The following is a 19,198-nucleotide window of genomic DNA, read 5'->3' as shown; positions in this document are numbered from 1 at the left end:
CTTCGTCAAGGGCGCCGTCATCACGCCGCCTCGAGCACGCGCCCGGCGACGGCGTCGAGCTTCGCCAGCAGCGCCGGATCGCGGAAGGCCGGCGCCGTCACGATGGCGTTGTCGAGCGCGTTATGGGAGCCGGCCGGGCACGGCTCGCGCTGCCCCGGGAAATCGGCGGCGAGCCGCGCCACGAGGCGCCGCGCCTTGTCGGCATTGTCGTGCAGCACCGCGATGACCGAGGCCACATCGACGGCGCCGTGCAACTCGTGCCAGCAGTCGTAATCGGTCACCATCGCGACCGTGGCATAGGTGATCTCGGCTTCGCGGGCGAGCTTGGCCTCGGGCATCGCCGTCATGCCGATCAGGTCATAGCCGAGCCCGCGATAGGTCATCGATTCCGCATAGGTCGAGAATTGCGGACCTTCCATCGTGACCAGCGTCCCGCCGCGGACGAAGGGCAGCGCCTCGGCCTGCGCCGCCGCCGCGATCCGCGCCTGCAGGGCGGGCCCGACCGGATGGGCGACGGAGACATGGGCGACGCAGCCCCGGCCGAAGAAGGAATTCTCGCGCCGGCTCGTCCGGTCGACGAACTGGTCGACCAGCACGAACAGGCCGGGATAGAGCTCGGCCTTGTAGGAGCCGCAGGCGGAGAGCGAGACGAGATCGGTCACCCCCGCCCGCTTCAGCACGTCGATATTGGCCCGGTAGTTGATCTCGGAGGGCGGGATCGCGTGGCCGCGCCCGTGACGAGGAAGGAAGACGATCTTCGTCTGGCCGATCCGGCCGATCCGCAAGATATCCGAAGGTTCGCCCCACGGGCTTTCGATGCGCTCCTCGCGCAGGTCGGTCAGGCCCGGCAGATCGTAGATGCCCGATCCGCCGATGATTCCGAGAACGGCTTCGCTCATGGTCGATTTCCTCGAGCATCGACCCGAAAAGTGGAAGCCATTTTTCGGAAGGATTCGATGCGACAACAAATACGGGCGCGGAAAGGACCACCTTTCGATGACGGTCGCAATACGGTTCGTCGATCACAGGGGCGCGCATTCGGTCATGGTCGGGCTTGTCCCGACCAGCCACGTCTTCGCTTGCCAAAGAACCGTGTTGAAGACGTGGATGCTCGCCACAAGGGCGAGCATGACACCGGAGACCCGATCGTTCGCGGCTATCCTCGGACAATAAAAAAAGGCCCCGTCGCCTTATTCCACCCAGCCTCCTGTACATCGTTTGGTGCAAAGCAGGCCCTTAACGTTCTTGGAGCCCCTCAATGAGGGGCTTCTTGTGCAATGCGAAGTACGAAACTTGCCCATATTTATACATCGGATGGCACAGCTGGCTTAGGTCACTTTCGCGAGCACAAACATTCGCAGTAGGTGGCGGCGCGGCGCAGCTGGTCCGGATTGCGCAGCCGCGCCGACGCCGGTCCGCCCCGCCCCGCTCATGTCGGCACGTAGACGATTGGCTTCCGCAAAATGAGTGGGGCCCGGCGTTTGACGGCCGGGCCTTTTTGTTGTTCAGCGAACGCCGGCCGCCTGCATGGCTTCCCGGCCCATGGACTTCGGGAGCAGATCACGCCCTCCCGTCGACTGGGGAAGTGACGCAATACGCCCGGACGAGCGACCGGCGTTTGTGGCCCTTGACGGACACGCGGAACATCCGCTTTCCGGCAACCCAGTTTGCGAGGCGATTTTGCGGCCAATCCTGACCCGATTACGGGCGTAGGCATTGTCCGGTTGAGGACGCACTCATGAGCCGATCGAAGGTGGGCCAGCCAGTCGCGCCGCGGACACCGGCCAACTAGCCTTCATGGTCCAAAAGTGAAGCGATCCGACGCTGAACATCAACGGGGTCTGGAATGTGGCGATACTCGATCGTCGGCAGCATTTGCGGAATGGTTGCTAAGACGTCTTCGGTCCCCGACGCATAAACGAGTGCATCCACCTGTGCCGCCAGCGACGCGATGTCGGCGGCGCTCCCTGCTGTCAAATTCAGAAGCCCGAGAGAGGTTGCAAAGCGGGTAACCCCCGACTTCATGATCGGCAGGAACTCCGGAACGCGAGCAACCAGCAGCAGGCGAGCCCCCGACTCGATGGCCGCAAGCGCGCGACGCGTCTCCTCGGCAGGAACAAAGCGTATCCCAACGACTCGGGCGCCGGGCAAAAGGCTGGCAACTTCGCGTCTTCGGTTGACGAAGGTCACGACGAGATCGGACGAAGCGATCCTCGACCGGGATGCGGAATCCTGCTGAATCTGATTCATCGTCGCCGGTTCGACGGTTGCTGTCGGGCCGATCTGCTCCGCGATCAGACGGGCGTAGCGCGCCGTTGTCGGCCCGAAGAGGCCGACCACTGCAATGCTCTTGCGGCGGCCGAGACGGGCCCGCGACGCCAGTCGTGCATGGATCAGCGATGCAACATCCGAGGTGCGCAACCCGAGCGACAAACCCTTATCGATCAACGCGTCGATCTGACCATGCAGCGCGGCAAAGCCCTCCTGCGCGTGCAACGGCTCGCCGCCGCTTTCGGCAATGAAGGTGCCCGAACCTGCGCGGGTCTCTATCAGCCCGAGCCCCTTTAGATCGGAGTAAGCTTGGCTCACGGTCATCGGTGCCACGCCGAGTGCAGAAGCCAAGTCCCTGACCGAGGGTAACGGCTCACCCGGTGCCGCATCGCCACAAGCGATCGCATATTCGATCAAGCCCTTGAGCTGCTGCCGGATCGAAATCGGCAAGGACCTGTCGATCGTGAAATCCATGCGTTGCCTTCCCAACACGTGCTGCGGCGCGTTTGCTGCGAGTCACTCATTTGCCTATCCGAGGAATTTCGTCCCACATGGAACTTATTGACGGCCGCTGACGCACGTGAGAGTGTTATAGTATCATGGTACAGTTCGGAAGCGACGCATCAGGGCCGACCTTCTCCGCACCCACGTCCTCCACAGCGGGCGGGATGGGCTGATCGATGGCCGGCTATGTCCTCAAGCGCCTCGTCGCGATCATAGCCCTGACCTTCGGCATCACTGTCGTAGCCTTCCTCATCATCCGCCTGATTCCTGGCGACCCCGTCATCGCCATGCTGGGCACCGGCGCGGGCGACAAAGAGATGATCTCGAGACTGCGTGAGCAGCTGGGCCTGACCCGACCGCTGCACGAGCAGTACTTCGTCTGGATCGGCCAGGTGCTCCGCGGTGATTTCGGCTATTCCTATGCGAACCAGCAAACGGTCTCATCGCTGATCGCCTCCAGCTTTCCTGCGACTGCCCAGTTGACGCTGGCGGCATTGACGATCTCGCTGATCTTCGGTTCGGCGATCGGCATCGTCGCGGCAGTGAGACGCAATCGCGCAGCCGACACCGCCGGCATGGGCTTCGCGCTGATCTGCATGTCGATCCCGAGCTTCTGGCTCGGCCTGCTGCTGATCCTGATGTTCGCCGTTGTATGGCCGATCTTCGATGTCGTCGGCGGGACCGGACTAAAGGGCCTCGTGTTGCCGGCGGTGACACTGGCTCTCGGCACGATGGGCTTCAATGCCCGCTTCATTCGCTCCAGCGTCATCACTGCGCTGGCACAGCAGCACGTCACCACCGCCCGCGCCAAGGGTGTGCCGGAGGTCAGGTTGTTCGCTTGGCATGTCATGCGCAATGCGCTGCTGCCGATCCTCACCATCGTCGGCCTGCAGATCGGCCAACTCCTCTCCGGCTCGGTCATCGTCGAGACTGTATTCTCGCGGCCGGGCATCGGACGCCTCCTGATCCAGGCGATTCTGGCCAAGGACTACATGACGGTGCAGGCGCTGATCATGATGATCGCGCTCATCTACGCACTGTCGAACTTCATCGTCGATATCCTCTACCCCGTGCTCGATCCGCGGATCGCACGATGACGGATAGCGCTCAAATTCCCGCCGTCTTCGCAGTCGAGCCCAATCCGGCCGTGCTCGCTACCCGTCGCTGGTCGCGCCGCCGCGCCGTGCTGCGCGCGCTTCGTCACCGCAGTCTTTCGCTCGGTCTCGTCATCTGCACGATGCTGGCGTTCCTCGCCTTCGTCCTGCCGCTGTTCATCACGGTCGATCCAGTCGCGCAGGATCCGATGGCGACCTTCTCGCCGCCCACCGCGGTCCACCTCATGGGCACTGATGCATTTGGCCGTGACCTGCTTGCGCGGGTTCTGATCGGCGCGCGCACCACGATGATCGCCAGCCTCTCCGTGGTCCTGCTCGGGGCACTCGCCGGCACCACGGTCGGGATCGTCGCGGGCTATGTTGGCGGGGCGGTGGGCTTCGGCATCATGCGCCTCATCGACCTACTCCTTGCCTTCCCCGGCATCCTGCTGGCGCTCACCGTGACGGCGATCCTCGGACCAGGTCTCGTCAACGGCGTCCTCGCCATCGCGGTGATCCTCGTGCCGGTCTTCGCACGGCTCGTCGAGGGGGCGACGGTCGAGGTTCGCGGGTTGCCTTACGTCGAGGCGGCGCGCTGCGCCGGCGCCTCCCAGGCGCGGATCATCCTGCGCTACATCCTGCCCAATGTGATGTCAGGCATCATCGTGCTGACCACGACCTGGCTCGGCATCGCCGCGCTCTGGGTCACGGCGCTCGGCTTCATCGGCCTCGGCGTTCAGCCGCCGACGCCGGAGCTCGGCGCGATCCTGAACGACGGCCAGAACTACATCACGCTCGCCTGGTGGATCACGGTGTTCCCAGGACTCTTCCTCTCACTCTTCGTCGTCGGCGTGAACCTGGTCGGCGATGGTCTGCGGGATGAACTCGACCCGACGCTCAATCGCGGCTGAAGCCGCCCAAAAAAGGGGATATGGCGATGAAGACAGGGATTTCGGGGCTGCTGCTGGTAGGCCTCTCGACACTCGCCATATCGGGCGCGCAGGCACAGGCACCCAACAAGAACGCCAAGATCACGGTCGGCTGGGCCGAGCCAATCGACACGCTCAACCCGGCCACTACCGGTGCCCGCAACCAGGGCCCGTTGCTGGTCAACATCTTCGACACACTGGTCTGGCTGACGCCGGACTTCAAGGTCGAGCCGTTGCTGGCGACCAAGTGGTCGGTCTCGGCCGACGGGCTGACCTACAGCTTCACCCTGCGCGAGGATGTGAAGTTCCATGACGGCACGGCCTTCGATGCTGAATCCGTCGTCGAAAACATCAAGTACATCACCAACAAAGACACCGCCGCCAAGGTCTCGATCGCGCTGCTCGGGCCCTGCAAGGAAGCGGTCGCCACTGGCAAGTTCACCGTCGACATCAAGTGCGCGACGCCTTACGCGCCGCTGCTGCGGCAGCTGGGCGTGCCCTATCTCGGCATGCAGTCTCCGGCCGCCATCGTCAAATACGGCAAGGACCTCGGCCTGAACCCTGTCGGCACCGGCCCCTATTCCTTTGTCAGCTACGAGCCGAACCAGAGCCTCGTGGTCAAGCGCAACGAGGCCTACAACTGGAACCCGCCCTCCGTCGGCCACAAGGGACCGCCGAACATCGCGGAGGTGAAATTCCAGATCGTCACCAATCCGCAGGCCCGCGTGAGCCAGTTCCAGGCCGGCCAGTCGCAGATGATGCAGCAGACGCCGGGCGTGCACTGGAACGCGATGCAGAAGATGGATCGCTTCACCGCGATCCCGGTCCCGATCACGGGGCTGGGCATCTTCGCCCCCGTCAATGCCAAGAAGTTCCCGACCGACGACGTCGCCGTGCGCCGCGCCATCCAGTACGCCATCGACAAGAAGGGCGTCGTCCAGCTCGCCGAGGCCGGCGCGATTCAGCCTTCGCTGACCCCGCTGCAGCCCTCGATGTTCGGCTACGACAAGTCGCTTGAGACGATGTACCCCTATGACCCGGCCAAGGCCGAGGCCACCCTCAAGGAGGGCGGCTGGACCAAAAAGGACGGTTTCTGGGAGAAGGACGGCAAGCGCCTTTCCCTGACGCTGACCGCCATCTCCACCTCGACGTCCTATCCGCTGCTGGCTCAGGCCATCCAGAACTACCTCCAGAAAGTCGGCATGGAGGCCAATGTCCAGCTGCTCGCCTCGCCGGCCTGGCTCGCGGCCAACATCAACGGCGACATGTCGCTGACGCCGCTTCAGTACATCGGCGTCGATCCGGATGCCCTCTCGGGCTGGTTCACCGCCGGCCAGTACTTCAACTGGAGCCACTATTCGAACCCGAAGCTCGACGCGCTCTTCAAACAGGGCCGCGAAGAGGGTGACTCCACCAAGCGCGTCGCGATCTATCAGGAGCTCCAGAAGCTCCTGATGGACGAGGCGGTGATGCTGCCGATCCGCCAGAACGTCGATCTGGTGATGACCTCGAAGAAGCTGACCGGAGTGACCTATTCGGGCGGCGGCTTCGAATATCTCGGCGCGGCTTCGCTGGCCGACTGAGCCTGACGGCGGAGCTGCTCGCGAGCGGCTCCGCCATTTTTCTATCCGATCAAGATAAGACGCTCCGGGAGCGAATGCCGTGAAGACGCTGATCAAGGCCGCCCAACTCATCGACGGAACTGGTGCCGCTCCGGTGCAGGATCCGGTCCTCGTGGTCTCCGGCGGCAAGGTAGAGGCGGTCCTGTCCGGCCCTGTCCCGGCCGAATTGTCGGGCACCGAGACCCACGACTATCCCGGCGCGACGATCCTTCCGGGCCTGATCGACACGCATGTCCATCTCAATCTGCCCGGTGATGGCACCATTCTCGAAGACGCCGTGCGCGAGACGGAAGGCGTCTTGGTCGCGACCTCGGCGCTGGCGACGGTCAAAGCGCTGAAGGCCGGTATCACGACGCTGCGCGATCTCGGCGCCAAGGGGCGCACGGCCATCGACGTCCGCCGCGCCCTGCAGCTCGGCCATGGCGAGGGCGCCCGCGTCGTCGCCTGCGGCCAGGCGATCACGATCACCGGCGGCCATGTCTGGTATCTCGGCGGCGAGGCCGATGGCGTCGACGGCGTCCGCAAGAAAGTCCGCGAGATGATCAAGCTCGGGGCCGACTTCATCAAGGTGATGGCGAGCGGCGGTGGCACTGTCGGCACGCAATCCTGGAACCCGGCCTTCTCGCAGGAAGAGCTCAATGCCATGGTCGACGAGGCTCATCGCTTCGATCGCAAGGCGACCGCGCATTGCCTCTGCGCCCGCTCGATCGAGATGGCGATCGAGGCTGGCTTCGATCAGCTCGAGCATGCCGGCTTCATCTCCGACCGCACCGGCCGGCAGGTCTATGAGCCGGCCGTCGCCGAGAAGCTGGCGAAGTCGGGCATCCCCGTGACGGGCACGCTCGCGGTCGGTGGCGCCGTGCTTCGCGAACTGCGCGGAAGACCGTCGCTCACCGAGACCGAGGCGGCCTTCCTGGTCCGCTGGGAGAAATCTGCAGCCCAGAACCTCTACCAGTTCCGCCAGTTGCGCGAGGCCGGCGTGAGCTTCGTCGCGGGCACTGACGCCGGCTGGCGCTTCACGCGCTTCGACGATCTGCCGCTGGAAATGGAGCTGATGCAGGAAGGCGGGATGACGGCGATGGAAACCATCGTCTCCGCCACCGGCTACGCTGCAAAAGTCATCGACATCGAGACTCAGACCGGCAGTCTCACTCCCGGTCTGGCGGCCGACGTCCTTGTTGTCGGAGCCGATCCGCTGAGCCATCTCGCCGCTCTGCGCGACGTTCGCCTCGTCATGCAGGGAGGCAAGGTCCTAACCGCCTGAAGATCGCATCGAGCCTGCAGAGCCCGCAAAGGGCGAGCCCGTTATTTCGGGCGCCCTCAAACGCGTCGAAGATCCGGACGTCGTCCAGAAGTTCACCGGAGACGCCCGATCCCCATCCAGGATCGCCTCGATAACCGGCAGCAGCGGATCCAGCTTCGGCTTCGCAGGTCAGGCTGCGCTATCCTATGAGGGGATCGCTCCCGTCGTTGGCCGCTCCGTCGAGGCAACGCGCCAACTCGCAAGTCGCGCGCGCCGCCGCGTGCAAGGTCCGCCCATCTTTGAAAATACCGTTCGAGCCAAGCAGCGGAAACTGGTTGAAGCCTTTCTCGAGGCGGCGCGGGGCGGCGACTTCGACGCGCTTCTCTCAGTGCTCGATCCAGATGTCGTTTTCCGGGCCGACAAGGTTCGCTGACTTCGATGCTTCACCACAAGACCGCGATCTGATCAGAGATAATTTCGTCACCAACGGGTTCGCCGTTTGGCTACGTTCCCTACGGGCCCGCTTGGCTCAGTCAGAATGGGATTGGGATTGAGGCAGTCTCGCGGCTCGTGACGCAAGCCGGATAGCCCGACAGCGGATCAGCTCAAGGTCCGAGTTGGGTCGCTAACAGACGTTGCCTGAGCCGAGGGCCAACGTCCGCTTTCGGGCGGTGACCCAATGTCCGGAAGTGGCGAAGCCTATCCGTGCGGGTTCACTGGACAACCATCAGTCCGAAGAGTGCATCCCCGGTTGCCGTCAGCGTCGGGAACCGCCGGTAGGCAACGGTTCCATTCGCCTTGAAGCGTAGCTCGACCGGGTCGGAGCCGACATCTTCCAAGCGGTGGACGAGGCCGGCCACCTGACCCGCCTCGACCTGCTCTCCCGTGGCCACGAAGGGCTCGAAGAGCCCCGGGCAGGGTGCGTAGATTGCTCCCTCGCGGATGAATTTCACGAACTGCGTGCGCTCTGGCTGCGGGACCTCAAGGTCGGGCGCAATGCCATACTGACGGAGAACTCGGGCAAGACCATCTTGCGCGATGGCCAACCCATGGCGTGACAACGTCGCTCCGCTGCCGAGTTCGGTGGAGATAGCTGGAACGCCGCACTGCTCGGCAGCTGCGTACAGGGTTGATTTGGCGCCGCCGCCCGACCCGTCGGTGATGATGCTGTAGGGTGCAGCGAAGACATCCAGCAGGCGTCGCACGGCCTGCGCTTCGCCGTCATCGCGCCCCGGATGAGCGAGCGTCACGGTGAAATAATCCAGCGAGCTGCCGCCGGAATGGAGATCGATAACGAGATCCGCCATCGGGAACAGCTCGGTGGCGACATAATGCGCGATCATCGCAGTCGGCCCACCATCGGCAGTGCCGGGGAAGGCGCGGTTGAGATTGCCGCCGTCCAGCGGAGAATTGCGGCGTCCCGCAGCCACGGCGGGCTGGTTCAAGGCCGGAAGGATGATGACCCGCCCCTCGACCTGTGTCCGGGACAGCACCTGCACCAGCTTGCGCAGAGCGACCTGGCCTTCATATTCGTCGCCATGCGTGCCGGCCGTCAGCACGGCGGTGGGGCCGTTGCCGCCGTTGAAGCAGACCATCGGCACCGGGATCCAGCCATAGGCCGATACATCCGAAGAATAGGGCACCCGAGCATAGTCGCTCTGCATGCCCAGGGCGTTGAAGTCGATCGCGCTCGTGACACGGCTTTTCATGGGAGCTTCCCGGAAACGGAGGACCAGCGAAGATCAGCGCTCGTAAAGGCGCTGCATCCGCAGTTCGAGACGGCGGACCAGCCAGGCGATGCTGAGGGCCAGTGCGAGGAAGAGGATGCCGAGCATGATCATCGGCTCGGCATAGCGGAACGTATCGGAGGCGATCTCGAGCGCCGCGCCCAGCATCTCTGGGACAGCAAGGACGCCGAGATAGGGCGTCGACTTGAGCAGGGAGACGAAGTAGTTGCCCATCGGCGCGGCGATCTGCCGGAACACCTGGGGCAGGACGACATGGGTCAGCGTGATCACGCGGCTCAGTCCCAGCGACTTCGCCGCCTCGAACTGGCCTTTGCCAACAGAATCGATGCCCGCGCGGAACACCTCGGCGAGGTAACTAGAATAATAGAGCGCCAGGCTGAAGATGCCGACGGTGTAGGCCGACAGTGTCACCCCATAGGTCGGCAGGACGAAGAACAGGAAGTAGAGCTGCGCCAGGATCGGGATAGAGCGGATCGCGTCGATCAGGAACTGGACGCAGGCGCCGATCACGCCGCCGGAACGGCGCAACAGCTCCCAGCCTAGGCCCATCAGAGCGGCGAGCAGGGACGCAGCGATCGAGACCCAGATGGTGGTCCAGATCGCCGCCAGGAGCCGCGGCAGGATCTCGATCGCGAAGGCGGGATCAAATTGCATGGGCGGCCCCCTGCGAGCGCGCGACCCTGCCCTCGACCCAGCGTCCCAGCCGGGTGATCGGGTAGCAGACGATCAGGTAGGACAACAGCAGGCCGCTATAGACGCCGGCGGGATCGTATGTGACCTGAGCGATCTCCTTTGCCCTGAAGGTCATGTCCGTCAGCATGATCAGCGAGACCAGCGAGGTGCCCTTCAGGAGCTGGATGAACTGGTTGATGAAGCTCGGCATCATGATCGGCAGCGCCTGCGGCAGCTCGATCAGCAGGAGGATCGGCAGGCGCCGGAATCCCAGCGAGCGGCCTGCCTCGACCTGGCCCGGCGCGAGCCCCTGCAACGCAGCACGCACGGCCTGGCTGGCGTAGCCGCCGGCATTCAGGCCAAGCACCATCGAGCCAACGAGCACGGCTGGAAGCGTGATCCCGAACGCCGGAAGCGAATAGTAGAACACAAAGAGCAGCACGATGACCGGCGACGAGCGCCAGAACTCGATCAGCGCCGTAACAGCCAAGCGTGCGAAACCCGTCGCGAGGTACTGGGCGACACCGCAGATGAACATGAATGGCAAGGCGAAGAGCAGGCCCAGGCAGGTGACCTGCAAGGTCACGGACAGGCCCTGAAGGATGGAAAGCATCGTGCCGATCATCGTTCATCCGCCAGCGCGGCGCATCGGCGCGCGCGAAGTTCGGCGGAACGCGTGCCTCGTCCCGCCCGTCATGGCTCGTCAGGGCCGTTTCAGCCTTGGCAGAGCTCCGCGGCCTTGATCGCCGGCGGCGCCATCTCGGCCGTCGGTGAGAAGCCGTATTTCTCCATGATCTTGGCCAGCGTGCCGTCATTTCGCATTTCGGCCAGACGCTTGTTGTAGAGATCGCGCAATTCGGTGTCCGCGGGACGGAATGCGAGCGCGGCATAGTTCAGCGCAGGCTGCCCGTTCGGCTTGATGAACGGCTTGAATGGCATCGCACGCTCGACGTCCTTCAGGTTCGGGCTCTGCATCACGGCGATCAGCGAGCCGATCGACATCGTCACCGCATCCACCCGCTTCGCCGTCAGCGCTGACACCGAGGCGCCGACATCCTGGAATAGCGTCATCTGGGAGGACGGAATCCCCGCGTCGAGCGCGTTCTGCGTGTTCGAGCTGCCACGCCCGCCGCCCATGCGGATCTGGGAGTTCGCGACGACGTCGGCATAGCTGTGGATATTCAGGGGGTTCCCCTTTGCGACCAGCACACCGTCGCCGACCGCCAGGTCCGGCTCGCTGAAGATGACCTGCTTGCAGCGCTGCGGATTGATCGCGAGGCCGGATGCGACGATGTCGACGCGCTTCGCGGCCAGGGCCGGGATCAACGCGCCGAATTCCGCGATGACGAGCTCGATCTTCTCGACACCGAGCGGCTTGAAAGCGGCACGAACCAGATCGGGGTGGAAGCCGGTCGCCTCGCCGTCCTCGCCCTTGAAGCCCCAGGGCGCCTGGTTGGCGAAACCGATCGTGATCTTGCGATCCTTCAGCATCGTTTCTGATGTCGCCTGGGCAAAGGCCGTCGAGGCAAGAACGGAAGTCGCGAGCGCGAGCGAAGCACCGAGCGCAAGGCGCCCGGTGAGCAAAGTCCAAGATGGCATTGACGCCGTTCCCCGTTTGGTTGACCGCCTCATTGGCACCAGATATACCCGGTATGTCAATACCAATTGCGGCCACGCAGCACGCTGCTGAAGCGCGTCTCTCAGGCACTGGAAACATGACGAAGACCGTGACATTCGCCGGGGATACGCACTCGCTTGCGTTGGGGCAGCGCTCCCTGGCGCCTGATGCGACCTTGCATCCGCTGCTGCCGGTTCTGATCAGCGGCGCGCCGATCTCCGGCGAGCAGCATTGGAACTACCCGCTCGACATCGCCTTCGACTATGCTGCGGTCGACACCAGCCTTTTCGACCAGGCGCCCTTGGCGGGCCTTGCACGCTGGGCGCCGCTCTTGCCGCCGCTCGACCCAATGCTGAGCTTTGGCGAAGGCGGGACACCACTGATCCCACTTTCAACAGCTGCAACCTCGACCGAGCTCCCGGTGTTCCTCAAGGACGAGTCGCGCAACCCGACCTGGAGCCACAAGGACCGGCTCAACCTGTGCACTGTCAGCACGGCCGTCCGAAGCGGAGCGAAAGGAGTCGTCGTCGCATCGTCAGGCAACCATGGCATTTCGACGGCTGCCTACGCGGCGCGGGCCAATCTGCCCTGTGTGGTGCTGACGCCGTCCGAGATCAGCAAGACATTCCTTGCGATGCTGAAAGCCTATGGAGCCTGCCCGGTACCGGTTGAGACGGCGCATCGGTGGCCTATGGTCCGAGCGATCTGCGAACAGGCCGGCTATCATCCGACCAGCAACCTGACCCCATTTCACACCGGTCATCCGTTCGGACCGGAGGGTTACAAGACGATCGCCTATGAGATCTTCCTGCAGCTAGGCCGTGTGGTGCCGGGGGCGGTCGTGGTTCCGACAGGATATGGCGAGCAACTCTTCGGAATCGCGAAAGGCTTCCGGGAACTCGTCACGCTCGGCCTCGCGCCGGATATGCCACGCCTCTTCTCGGTCGAACCATCAGCGCGCGGCCCACTTCACCGCGCCGTCCAGACCAACGAGCCGATGGCGATGGTGGAAGCCGGCGAGACGCGCCAGTATTCCATCGCTTGCACCGCCAGCGGGTACCGCGGCGTCCTGGCACTTGAGGCCGGCCGCGGCAGCGCTTTGACCGTCGACGACGCCTCGGTCAGCGCGGCCCAGGCGGTTCTCGGCCGCGAAGGCATCTGGCAGGAGCTTTCGTCCTGCGCCGCGCTCGCCGCGCTGCCCCAGGTCCTCGCCTCGGGGCTCTCGGGCCCGATCGTTCTCATCGGCACGTCGGGCGGGTTCAAGGACCCGATCGAAGCCGAGATCCTGCCCGTGGTAGAGCCCAGCTTCGCGCGCGTCGCCGAGCACGTGAAGGCGAATAGCGGGATCGACCTCCGGTCGTGATCACCCGGTGATGGTCAGACGGGGATGACCGGCATGGTCTCGGGCGAGAGCGCGCCGACGAATTCTGGCCCGTCGTCGCCGATGAAGACGCATTCCTCGAACTGGAAGACCCCGCCGGCTTCCTCGAGCTTAGGCTCGAGGTGCAGCACCATGCCCGGCCGGATGACCGTGTCGTCGTCGCGGCTGATCGAGGGCGGCTCGGTGACCTCGCGCCCGCCGCCATGGCCAATGCGCGAAACGGCGCCGTAGCTCGCGGGCAGCCCCGTCTCGGCCCAGGCCCGCGTGAAGCGCGCGTGCACGTCGGCGCAGGTCTCGCCGGCGCGAATGCTCCTGGCGAGTTCGATCGTCAGGCCGCGAACCGCTCCGTAGAGGTGACGTTCCCGCTCGCTCGGCTCGCCCACCCGGGCGATGCGGTTGCGGTCCGCCGAATAGCCGCCGTAGCAGGAGCGGAAATCGGTCCAGATATAGTCATGCTCCTTCAGGGCGCGCAGTCCCGACGGCCTCGCATAGTCGTACGCGCCACTCATGAAGAGCGCGGAAATCGGGTCCAGCCGCTCGGCGCCGTTCAGGGCGATGCGCGCCTGGAGCTGCCGCGTGAAATCGGCCTCTGTCATGCCCGGCCGCGCCTGTGCGACGACAGCATCGAAGGCGTCGTCGACGATCGCCAGCGAGATCCGCTTCAGCGCGACCTCATGACGCGACTTGATCATCCGCACCCGCCACAGCGCGGCCTCGCCGCTGACGAGCTCGAACCCTCGGGCGCGGATGCCGTCGACGAGCGTCAGCGAGCCGCGACCAAGCATATCCTGGCCGTAGTCGATCGCGATCCGAGCCCCTCTGGAGCCGACCGCAGCGGCGACGGCCTTGACGGTCTCGCGAGCGCCTTCTTCCGCGTAGCCATAATAAAAGCGGCTCTGAAACCTCTGCGGCGAGGCCGCGATGGTGCGCTGCTCGATCGTGCTGCCGATTACGACAACGACGCTCGGCGTGACAAGAGCCTGCACCGGCCTAGCGTTGTATGACCAGGTCATCGTCCGATGGCCGGTGAGATACTCGAAATTGTTGCGCTCGGTGACGACGAGCGCGTCGATCTCCGCCTCGGCGAGTTCCGCCCTGAGACGCTTCAGGCGACTCTCGAGTTCGGCATTCGGAGTGGCACCGGAGGGAGGGGCTGGGAGCTCAATCGCAGCCGGAACGATCGGCTCGGAATGGCGGCTGGCTGTCATGGGCGTATTGGATCCGTAGTTCCGGCTTCGGCACTCACGAGGTGGGATCGTCGATCGGGATCTCGATATTGCAGGCAAGCTTGTCGAAGGGAGCTTCTACGCTGCCGAACACAGCAAATTCAGGATCCCTCGTGGTCAGGTGGTAGAGCCGCCTTAGCGTGGGATAACCCACGGGTATCGAGAACGCGGACTGGGCCTCAGTTGAAGCCGGTGCAGCATCGATCACCAGCCGCTTGTTGATGACCGGAGTCTGGGTCGGCTTGAGAATGTCGATGACGAACTTGCGCGAGACCTCCTGCATGATCTCGTGATCGAGCGGAACGGGCACATAGGTCGTGTCGAACATGATGGGCTCATTATCGATCGAGATAACCCTTCGCACGCAGGACATCGGGCCGCGAGGAGGCGAGAAAAGATCGAAGGAGCGGTCGCCGATCGCTTCCCAGCTCAGTGAGACGAGAGTGATGGACAGGGGCAGCTTCGAATCCATGGCCTGCTCCAGGGAGGTCATGGAGACGTCGATCTCACGGATGAAGCGCTTGTTCTGCCTCACGAAAACGCCGAGACCCGGCACCGTCCTCAGCAGACCGAGCGTTCTCAGGTCCTTCAGGGATCGCTTGACGGTAATGAGGCTGACGCCAAATTCGCTGGCAAGCGCCACAGCGGATGGAAGTCCATCGCCTGCCTGGTAACGCTTGGCTTCGATACGGCGCTGGAGTTCTTCACGAACCGCTTCGTGCAGCGGTTGCCCCTCGCGCGCATTCAACATGCATGTCTCCAATCTAGGGGCTGGATAAGCATGCTCCTGCGTATTCAGAAGCGTATGAATTGAAGCCCGATATACCTCGTATATTGATCGCTCGAGTTTCTCAACGCAGCATCCGGAAGCGGTGAACGAGCGAACCTTTCAAAATCGTCGCCACTCCGCACCAACTAGTGACGGTAGCAAAATTGCTCCGGTGCGCGGTCCGCTTGTGGGCAGTGTTTGAACGTCTGCTTCTGGCGCTAAACGACCTCGCGGTCGGAGAGAGCCTCGCTACCAACCAAATGCGTTTAGCTCTTCGGCGCAGCCGGCAAGATCATCTTTGCCGGCCGCACCGTTCTGCGGCTCGCTATTTCCTCAGCTGCCGTGCGCTTCCTTGCTGCCGGAGAGCAATGCGATTGCCGTCGGGATCCAAGGCGGTAACCCGCACGCCCCAAGTATAGTCCTCGGGCTCCGGCTCGACGAACGCAACGCCACGCGCCTTGAGCTCGGCGAAATCCTTCCGGAGGTCGTCCGATTGCAGAAAGACCGTGCCCGTCGTATCCGTCTCGGACTCCGTGCGGCCTCCCACACCAGGCCACAACAGGATCGGCCATCCCTGACCTTTGTAGCTCATCAACAGGAACCGACCCTCTGGCCCCGGATTGTCGGCCATCTTCTCGAAGCCGAAGTTGGTGGTGTAGTAGTCGAGCGCCTTGTCCTGGTCTGACACAAACAAGGTGGCAAACATCACTTTGCTGAACATCTTCAATCCCTTCTGACCCCGGTGCTGGCACCGGCCTTGAATCCGACGACGCCACCTCCGGAATCAATCTTTGTCACATCCGCGAGGTTTCGTTCGTCATGCCCATGACGGAACGGGTGGAGGAGATGTGACGGATGGAAGCGAAAAAATTTTCGCTGGAGCAGTTCGAGGTCAATCGCCCCCATCTGCGTGCGGTAGCCTGCCGGATACTCGGCTCGCTGAGCGATGCAGAGGACGCGGTCCAGGAAACCTGGCTGCGCCTTTCCAAGGTGGAAGTGGGAAAGATTGCCAATTTGGGTGGCTGGTTGACCACCACCATCGGCCGGATCTGTCTCGACATGCTGAGATCGCGCAAGGCGCGCCTTGAAGAGCCGCTCGACGGGGTCGAATTCAGCTCCGTCGTCATCCACGAAGAAGCCCGAAGCCCAGAGGATCAAATCGCAGCAACGGATTCGATCGGCCTTGCTCTGTTTGTCGTGATTGAGAAACTGGCTCCGGCTGAGCGGCTGGCGTTCGTTTTGCACGACGTCTTTGCCGTATCCTATGAGGGGATCGCTCCCGTCGTTGGCCGCTCCGTCGAGGCAACGCGCCAACTCGCAAGTCGCGCGCGCCGCCGCGTGCAAGGTCCGCCCATCTTTGAAAATACCGTTCGAGCCAAGCAGCGGAAACTGGTTGAAGCCTTTCTCGAGGCGGCGCGGGGCGGCGACTTCGACGCGCTTCTCTCAGTGCTCGATCCAGATGTCGTTTTCCGGGCCGACAAGGAAACCATACGGCTCGGTTCTGTTCCTGAAATTCAGGGTGCCAATGCGGTGGCGGAAGCCTTCAAAGGTCGCGCAGTGGCCGCGATGCCAGCGCTCGTGGGTGGAGGCTTTGGTTTTATCATAGCGCCCGACGAGCGGACGCGTGCCGTTTTTCATCTCTCGTTCAAGCATGGAAAGATCGTCGAGATACGAGCGCTGGCGGATCCAGAACGCCTTGCACGGCTCGATCTAGCAATGCTGCCGGACGAGCCATCTCAGTCTGTGCGGGCAAGCCAATAGCCGCCGCGCGGCCGCGGATCGGTTGCCTTCTTGAATGTCCGCTCCCGGGCAGGGAGCCAACTTTGGCTGTTGGCGCACAGCGGCCTCCAACATCCGCCGCTCTGAGAATGACCGGCTTGGGTGGGGTGCTGACCTGAAGGTCAACGACCTGCCAGCCACGCGGGCAGAAATCGGCTCGCTCCGTTCTGCATGCTATTCCATCTTACGGCCTTGTGGACATCCAGCGAGGCCAGCCTCATGGCAAAGGCATACTATAGTACCGTTTTCGCGGAATCTGCCGATAAGGTTTGGCAGGCGATCCGCTCCTTTGGTGATTATGATTGGACTGTCGTCCCGAGCGTCACCAAGATTGAAGATGGCCGCCCCGGTGATCAAGTTGGAGCAGTTCGACGGATTGAAATGACTGACCGTACGATGCGTCAGATTTTGCTGACCCATTCGGATCGTGAGCACTCCTACAGCTACGGACTCTTAAGTGGAATGCCCGCGAATGCGGAGAACTATATCGCGACGTTGCGGGTCACTCCCATTGTAGATGGAAACAAATCTTTTATTGAGTGGTTCGCTGACTTCGATGCTTCACCACAAGACCGCGACCTGATCAGAGATAATTTCGTCACCAACGGGTTCGCCGTTTGGCTACGTTCCCTACGGGCCCGCTTGGCTCAGTCAGAATGGGATTGGGGTTGAGGCAGTCTCGCGGCTCGTGACGCAAGCCGGATAGCCCGACAGCGGATCAGCTCAAGGTCCGGGTTGGGTCGCTAACAGACGTTGCCTGAGCAGAGGGCCAACGTCCGCTTTCCGGCGGTGACCCAATGTCCGGAAGTGGCGCATTGAGGCCCTGCCCTGCAGGGCCGGCGAATTCCTCGAACTCTCCGGACTTCAAGGACGTCTGGCTACGGCGAATGAAGAGTATCGCGCCCTTGTCGTGGACAGCTATCGGTCGCGGCAATGAAGAAGGTCTGGCCGCCTCCATCCAACCGCGGCGGTGCTGCTTCTAGGCGACGAACGTCCTCGACATCTGCGCCGCGGGGACCTTGCCGCGCCTCAAGAACTAATCGCTCGACACTTTCGGCTGGACCGTAAAGCGCTGCTTCCACGGTGCCGTCTAAGCAGTTCCGCACCCAACCGCTTACGCCTGCTGTGAGCGCGCGGCCGCGGAACCATTGCCGGTAGCCAACTCCCTGGACCCGTCCGGAAATGCTGATGTGCAGCTCCATTCGATCCCGCGCTTTTCCGTCAAGAAATTGCTCCACGAATTCTAACACCCAGTCTTGACCACTCTCAAGGCACGCTCGTTTGGATGTCCGCATCAGGCTGGCGGACCAATGTCTGGAGGTGGCGCCGAGCAACCGGGAGGATTCTCACAGCAACGACCGTCAGCCGTGGGGAGGCTTCGAATTTTACGTCAAACTCGATTTTTGATGCGAGGCCCGACCGCAGCGTCAACCTCGCCCCAGGGCGGCGATGTCGTGCCGGTCGCCCGGCATTCGCGCCGCCTCGGCAAAGATGGCTTTGACGATGGCGCGCTCACGCTCGCTCTTCAGGCAGGCGATATAGTCGGTTGTTGTGAGTTCGTCGTTTTCGATCGGGATGGCGCGGACGCGGCTGGAGGCCAGGGCTTCCAGCTCCCAGACGATCCCGCAGCCGAGCCCCACCGCCACAGCTTCGACGAGCGCTTCGCGGCTGCCCAGCTCCAGCACCTTGCGGGCCTTGACGCCGTGCCGGGCAAGAGCGGCATCAACGAGCGCCTGCGTGGTCGAGCCGTCCTCGCGCCCGATCATCGCCTCGCCCTCCAGCTCCGTCAGCGAAACGACCTTCCGGCCAGCCAGCCTGTGCTCATGCGACGTGATTAGAAGGCCGCGATGGATCCAGAGCGGCACCGCATGCACGCGCGGATGGTCGGCGATCAGCGGCAGGATGCCGACATCGACATGTCGGTCGAGCAGGCGCTGCCGCACGACCTGCGTGTTTCCCATCGAGACGGAGAGCCGCACCTGAGGGTGCCGCGCCAGGAACTGGGCAAAGAGGCCCATCACGATATGGGGGCCATCGACGGCCAGCCGGAGCTCGCCCCGCTGGACTTCGCTCGATGTCGTCAGCGTATCGTCGATCAGCTCTTCAAGGCTCGCGAGCTGCCGGGACAGGGTGAACAGCCGTTCGCCGGCCTCCGTCAGCTTCACGCCGCGCCCGTCGCGATGCAGCAGCTTCAGGCCGTGGCGGGCTTCGAGGGCCTTCACCTGCAGCGTCAGCGCGGGCTGCGTCAGGTTCAGGACATCCGCGGCCCGCGAAAAGCTGCCCTCGCGCGCCACCGCATCGAATGCCCGGATCTGCGTGTAGATCATGTGCTCGTCTCGGAT

At 63.5% G+C, this 19,198-nt stretch carries 18 protein-coding genes; 7 read left to right on the top strand and 11 right to left on the bottom strand.

The window, feature by feature from the left end; all coding sequences use genetic code 11:
- Positions 1-20: 20 nt before the first annotated feature.
- Together BLQ70_RS06090 and BLQ70_RS06080 are read right to left on the bottom strand one after the other, a co-directional pair.
- Positions 21-899 (bottom strand): S-methyl-5'-thioadenosine phosphorylase, encoded by an 879-nt coding sequence (locus tag BLQ70_RS06090; RefSeq protein WP_091856270.1) that lies wholly within the window; start codon positions 897-899, stop codon positions 21-23.
- Positions 900-1,788: 889 nt separating this feature from the next.
- Positions 1,789-2,745 carry a GntR family transcriptional regulator gene (locus BLQ70_RS06080; RefSeq protein ID WP_091856268.1) on the bottom strand — a complete coding sequence of 319 codons (957 nt, stop codon included), beginning with the start codon at positions 2,743-2,745 and terminating at the stop codon, positions 1,789-1,791.
- Between the two features lie 206 nt (positions 2,746-2,951).
- On the opposite strand from BLQ70_RS06080, the gene BLQ70_RS06075 reads away from it, so the two are divergent.
- From BLQ70_RS06075 to BLQ70_RS06060, 4 genes are all read left to right on the top strand, one after another.
- On the top strand, positions 2,952-3,872 hold the full coding sequence (locus BLQ70_RS06075) for an ABC transporter permease (protein WP_091856267.1): 921 nt from the start codon (positions 2,952-2,954) through the stop codon (positions 3,870-3,872).
- Positions 3,869-4,780 carry an ABC transporter permease gene (locus BLQ70_RS06070; RefSeq protein ID WP_061971043.1) on the top strand — a complete coding sequence of 304 codons (912 nt, stop codon included), beginning with the start codon at positions 3,869-3,871 and terminating at the stop codon, positions 4,778-4,780. Before BLQ70_RS06075 ends, BLQ70_RS06070 begins: the two co-directional genes overlap by 4 nt.
- Positions 4,781-4,806: 26 nt before the next feature.
- The gene (locus BLQ70_RS06065; protein WP_170843333.1) at positions 4,807-6,381 is read left to right on the top strand and encodes an ABC transporter substrate-binding protein; all 1,575 of its coding nucleotides are present in this window, start codon (positions 4,807-4,809) and stop codon (positions 6,379-6,381) included.
- Positions 6,382-6,460: 79 nt separating this feature from the next.
- A complete protein-coding gene (locus BLQ70_RS06060; RefSeq protein ID WP_091856265.1) occupies positions 6,461-7,684 on the top strand; it encodes an amidohydrolase family protein in 1,224 nt (407 codons plus the stop codon).
- A 692-nt stretch (positions 7,685-8,376) separates the two neighbouring features.
- On the opposite strand, the gene BLQ70_RS06050 is transcribed toward BLQ70_RS06060, so the two are convergent.
- The 4 genes from BLQ70_RS06050 to ehuB all read right to left on the bottom strand — a co-directional run bounded on the left by BLQ70_RS06050 (position 8,377) and on the right by ehuB (position 11,817).
- Positions 8,377-9,372, bottom strand: coding sequence for a succinylglutamate desuccinylase/aspartoacylase family protein (locus BLQ70_RS06050; protein WP_091856264.1), 996 nt, complete (start codon positions 9,370-9,372; stop codon positions 8,377-8,379).
- Between the two features lie 33 nt (positions 9,373-9,405).
- Positions 9,406-10,065, bottom strand: coding sequence for an amino acid ABC transporter permease (locus BLQ70_RS06045; RefSeq protein ID WP_091856263.1), 660 nt, complete (start codon positions 10,063-10,065; stop codon positions 9,406-9,408).
- Positions 10,055-10,696 (bottom strand): amino acid ABC transporter permease, encoded by a 642-nt coding sequence (locus tag BLQ70_RS06040; RefSeq protein WP_244511927.1) that lies wholly within the window; start codon positions 10,694-10,696, stop codon positions 10,055-10,057. Before BLQ70_RS06040 ends, BLQ70_RS06045 begins: the two co-directional genes overlap by 11 nt.
- Before the next feature lie 101 nt (positions 10,697-10,797).
- The gene (gene ehuB / locus BLQ70_RS06035) at positions 10,798-11,817 is read right to left on the bottom strand and encodes an ectoine/hydroxyectoine ABC transporter substrate-binding protein EhuB (protein ID WP_210184249.1); all 1,020 of its coding nucleotides are present in this window, start codon (positions 11,815-11,817) and stop codon (positions 10,798-10,800) included.
- Positions 11,818-11,876: 59 nt separating this feature from the next.
- On the opposite strand from ehuB, the gene BLQ70_RS06030 reads away from it, so the two are divergent.
- Positions 11,877-13,064 (top strand): threonine synthase, encoded by a 1,188-nt coding sequence (locus tag BLQ70_RS06030; protein ID WP_210184248.1) that lies wholly within the window; start codon positions 11,877-11,879, stop codon positions 13,062-13,064.
- Between the two features lie 14 nt (positions 13,065-13,078).
- On the opposite strand, the gene BLQ70_RS06025 is transcribed toward BLQ70_RS06030, so the two are convergent.
- The 3 genes from BLQ70_RS06025 to BLQ70_RS06015 form a co-directional block, all read right to left on the bottom strand.
- A complete protein-coding gene (locus tag BLQ70_RS06025; RefSeq protein WP_091856259.1) occupies positions 13,079-14,290 on the bottom strand; it encodes a M24 family metallopeptidase in 1,212 nt (403 codons plus the stop codon).
- Positions 14,291-14,324: 34 nt separating this feature from the next.
- On the bottom strand, positions 14,325-15,059 hold the full coding sequence (locus BLQ70_RS06020; protein WP_091856258.1) for a GntR family transcriptional regulator: 735 nt from the start codon (positions 15,057-15,059) through the stop codon (positions 14,325-14,327).
- A gap of 343 nt (positions 15,060-15,402) precedes the next feature.
- The gene (locus BLQ70_RS06015; RefSeq protein WP_091856257.1) at positions 15,403-15,798 is read right to left on the bottom strand and encodes a VOC family protein; all 396 of its coding nucleotides are present in this window, start codon (positions 15,796-15,798) and stop codon (positions 15,403-15,405) included.
- 134 nt (positions 15,799-15,932) lie between these two features.
- Here BLQ70_RS06015 and BLQ70_RS06010 point away from each other — a divergent pair, with 134 nt between their 5' ends.
- Together BLQ70_RS06010 and BLQ70_RS06005 are read left to right on the top strand one after the other, a co-directional pair.
- Positions 15,933-16,838 (top strand): sigma-70 family RNA polymerase sigma factor, encoded by a 906-nt coding sequence (locus tag BLQ70_RS06010; RefSeq protein ID WP_091856256.1) that lies wholly within the window; start codon positions 15,933-15,935, stop codon positions 16,836-16,838.
- 237 nt (positions 16,839-17,075) lie between these two features.
- Complete coding sequence (locus tag BLQ70_RS06005) at positions 17,076-17,528, top strand: SRPBCC family protein (protein WP_170843332.1); 453 nt, start codon at positions 17,076-17,078, stop codon at positions 17,526-17,528.
- A 206-nt stretch (positions 17,529-17,734) separates the two neighbouring features.
- On the opposite strand, the gene BLQ70_RS06000 is transcribed toward BLQ70_RS06005, so the two are convergent.
- Together BLQ70_RS06000 and BLQ70_RS05995 are read right to left on the bottom strand one after the other, a co-directional pair.
- Positions 17,735-18,058, bottom strand: coding sequence for an acylphosphatase (locus BLQ70_RS06000; protein ID WP_091856254.1), 324 nt, complete (start codon positions 18,056-18,058; stop codon positions 17,735-17,737).
- 225 nt (positions 18,059-18,283) lie between these two features.
- Positions 18,284-19,183, bottom strand: coding sequence for a LysR family transcriptional regulator (locus tag BLQ70_RS05995; protein ID WP_091856253.1), 900 nt, complete (start codon positions 19,181-19,183; stop codon positions 18,284-18,286).
- Positions 19,184-19,198: the final 15 nt, after the last annotated feature.

This window comes from Allobosea robiniae, assembly GCF_900102525.1.
Taxonomy (GTDB): Bacteria; Pseudomonadota; Alphaproteobacteria; order Rhizobiales; family Beijerinckiaceae; genus Allobosea; species Allobosea robiniae.
The sequence above is the reverse complement of the archived record's forward strand: the minus strand, read 5'-3'. Positions and strand labels throughout refer to the sequence as shown.

What these genes read in the sequence shown, in the direction of transcription:
- BLQ70_RS06090 (WP_091856270.1), bottom strand. Translation starts at nt 899, where the DNA reads ATGAGCGAAGCCGTTCTCGGAATCATCGGCGGATCGGGCATCTACGAT.
- BLQ70_RS06080 (WP_091856268.1), bottom strand. Translation starts at nt 2,745, where the DNA reads ATGGATTTCACGATCGACAGGTCCTTGCCGATTTCGATCCGGCAGCAG.
- BLQ70_RS06075 (WP_091856267.1), top strand. Translation starts at nt 2,952, where the DNA reads ATGGCCGGCTATGTCCTCAAGCGCCTCGTCGCGATCATAGCCCTGACC.
- BLQ70_RS06070 (WP_061971043.1), top strand. Translation starts at nt 3,869, where the DNA reads ATGACGGATAGCGCTCAAATTCCCGCCGTCTTCGCAGTCGAGCCCAAT.
- BLQ70_RS06065 (WP_170843333.1), top strand. Translation starts at nt 4,807, where the DNA reads ATGAAGACAGGGATTTCGGGGCTGCTGCTGGTAGGCCTCTCGACACTC.
- BLQ70_RS06050 (WP_091856264.1), bottom strand. Translation starts at nt 9,372, where the DNA reads ATGAAAAGCCGTGTCACGAGCGCGATCGACTTCAACGCCCTGGGCATG.
- BLQ70_RS06045 (WP_091856263.1), bottom strand. Translation starts at nt 10,065, where the DNA reads ATGCAATTTGATCCCGCCTTCGCGATCGAGATCCTGCCGCGGCTCCTG.
- BLQ70_RS06040 (WP_244511927.1), bottom strand. Translation starts at nt 10,696, where the DNA reads ATGCTTTCCATCCTTCAGGGCCTGTCCGTGACCTTGCAGGTCACCTGC.
- ehuB (WP_210184249.1), bottom strand. Translation starts at nt 11,817, where the DNA reads ATGTCACGGTCTTCGTCATGTTTCCAGTGCCTGAGAGACGCGCTTCAG.
- BLQ70_RS06025 (WP_091856259.1), bottom strand. Translation starts at nt 14,290, where the DNA reads ATGACAGCCAGCCGCCATTCCGAGCCGATCGTTCCGGCTGCGATTGAG.
- BLQ70_RS06020 (WP_091856258.1), bottom strand. Translation starts at nt 15,059, where the DNA reads ATGTTGAATGCGCGCGAGGGGCAACCGCTGCACGAAGCGGTTCGTGAA.
- BLQ70_RS06015 (WP_091856257.1), bottom strand. Translation starts at nt 15,798, where the DNA reads ATGTTCAGCAAAGTGATGTTTGCCACCTTGTTTGTGTCAGACCAGGAC.
- BLQ70_RS06010 (WP_091856256.1), top strand. Translation starts at nt 15,933, where the DNA reads ATGGAAGCGAAAAAATTTTCGCTGGAGCAGTTCGAGGTCAATCGCCCC.
- BLQ70_RS06005 (WP_170843332.1), top strand. Translation starts at nt 17,076, where the DNA reads ATGGCAAAGGCATACTATAGTACCGTTTTCGCGGAATCTGCCGATAAG.
- BLQ70_RS06000 (WP_091856254.1), bottom strand. Translation starts at nt 18,058, where the DNA reads ATGGAGCTGCACATCAGCATTTCCGGACGGGTCCAGGGAGTTGGCTAC.
- BLQ70_RS05995 (WP_091856253.1), bottom strand. Translation starts at nt 19,183, where the DNA reads ATGATCTACACGCAGATCCGGGCATTCGATGCGGTGGCGCGCGAGGGC.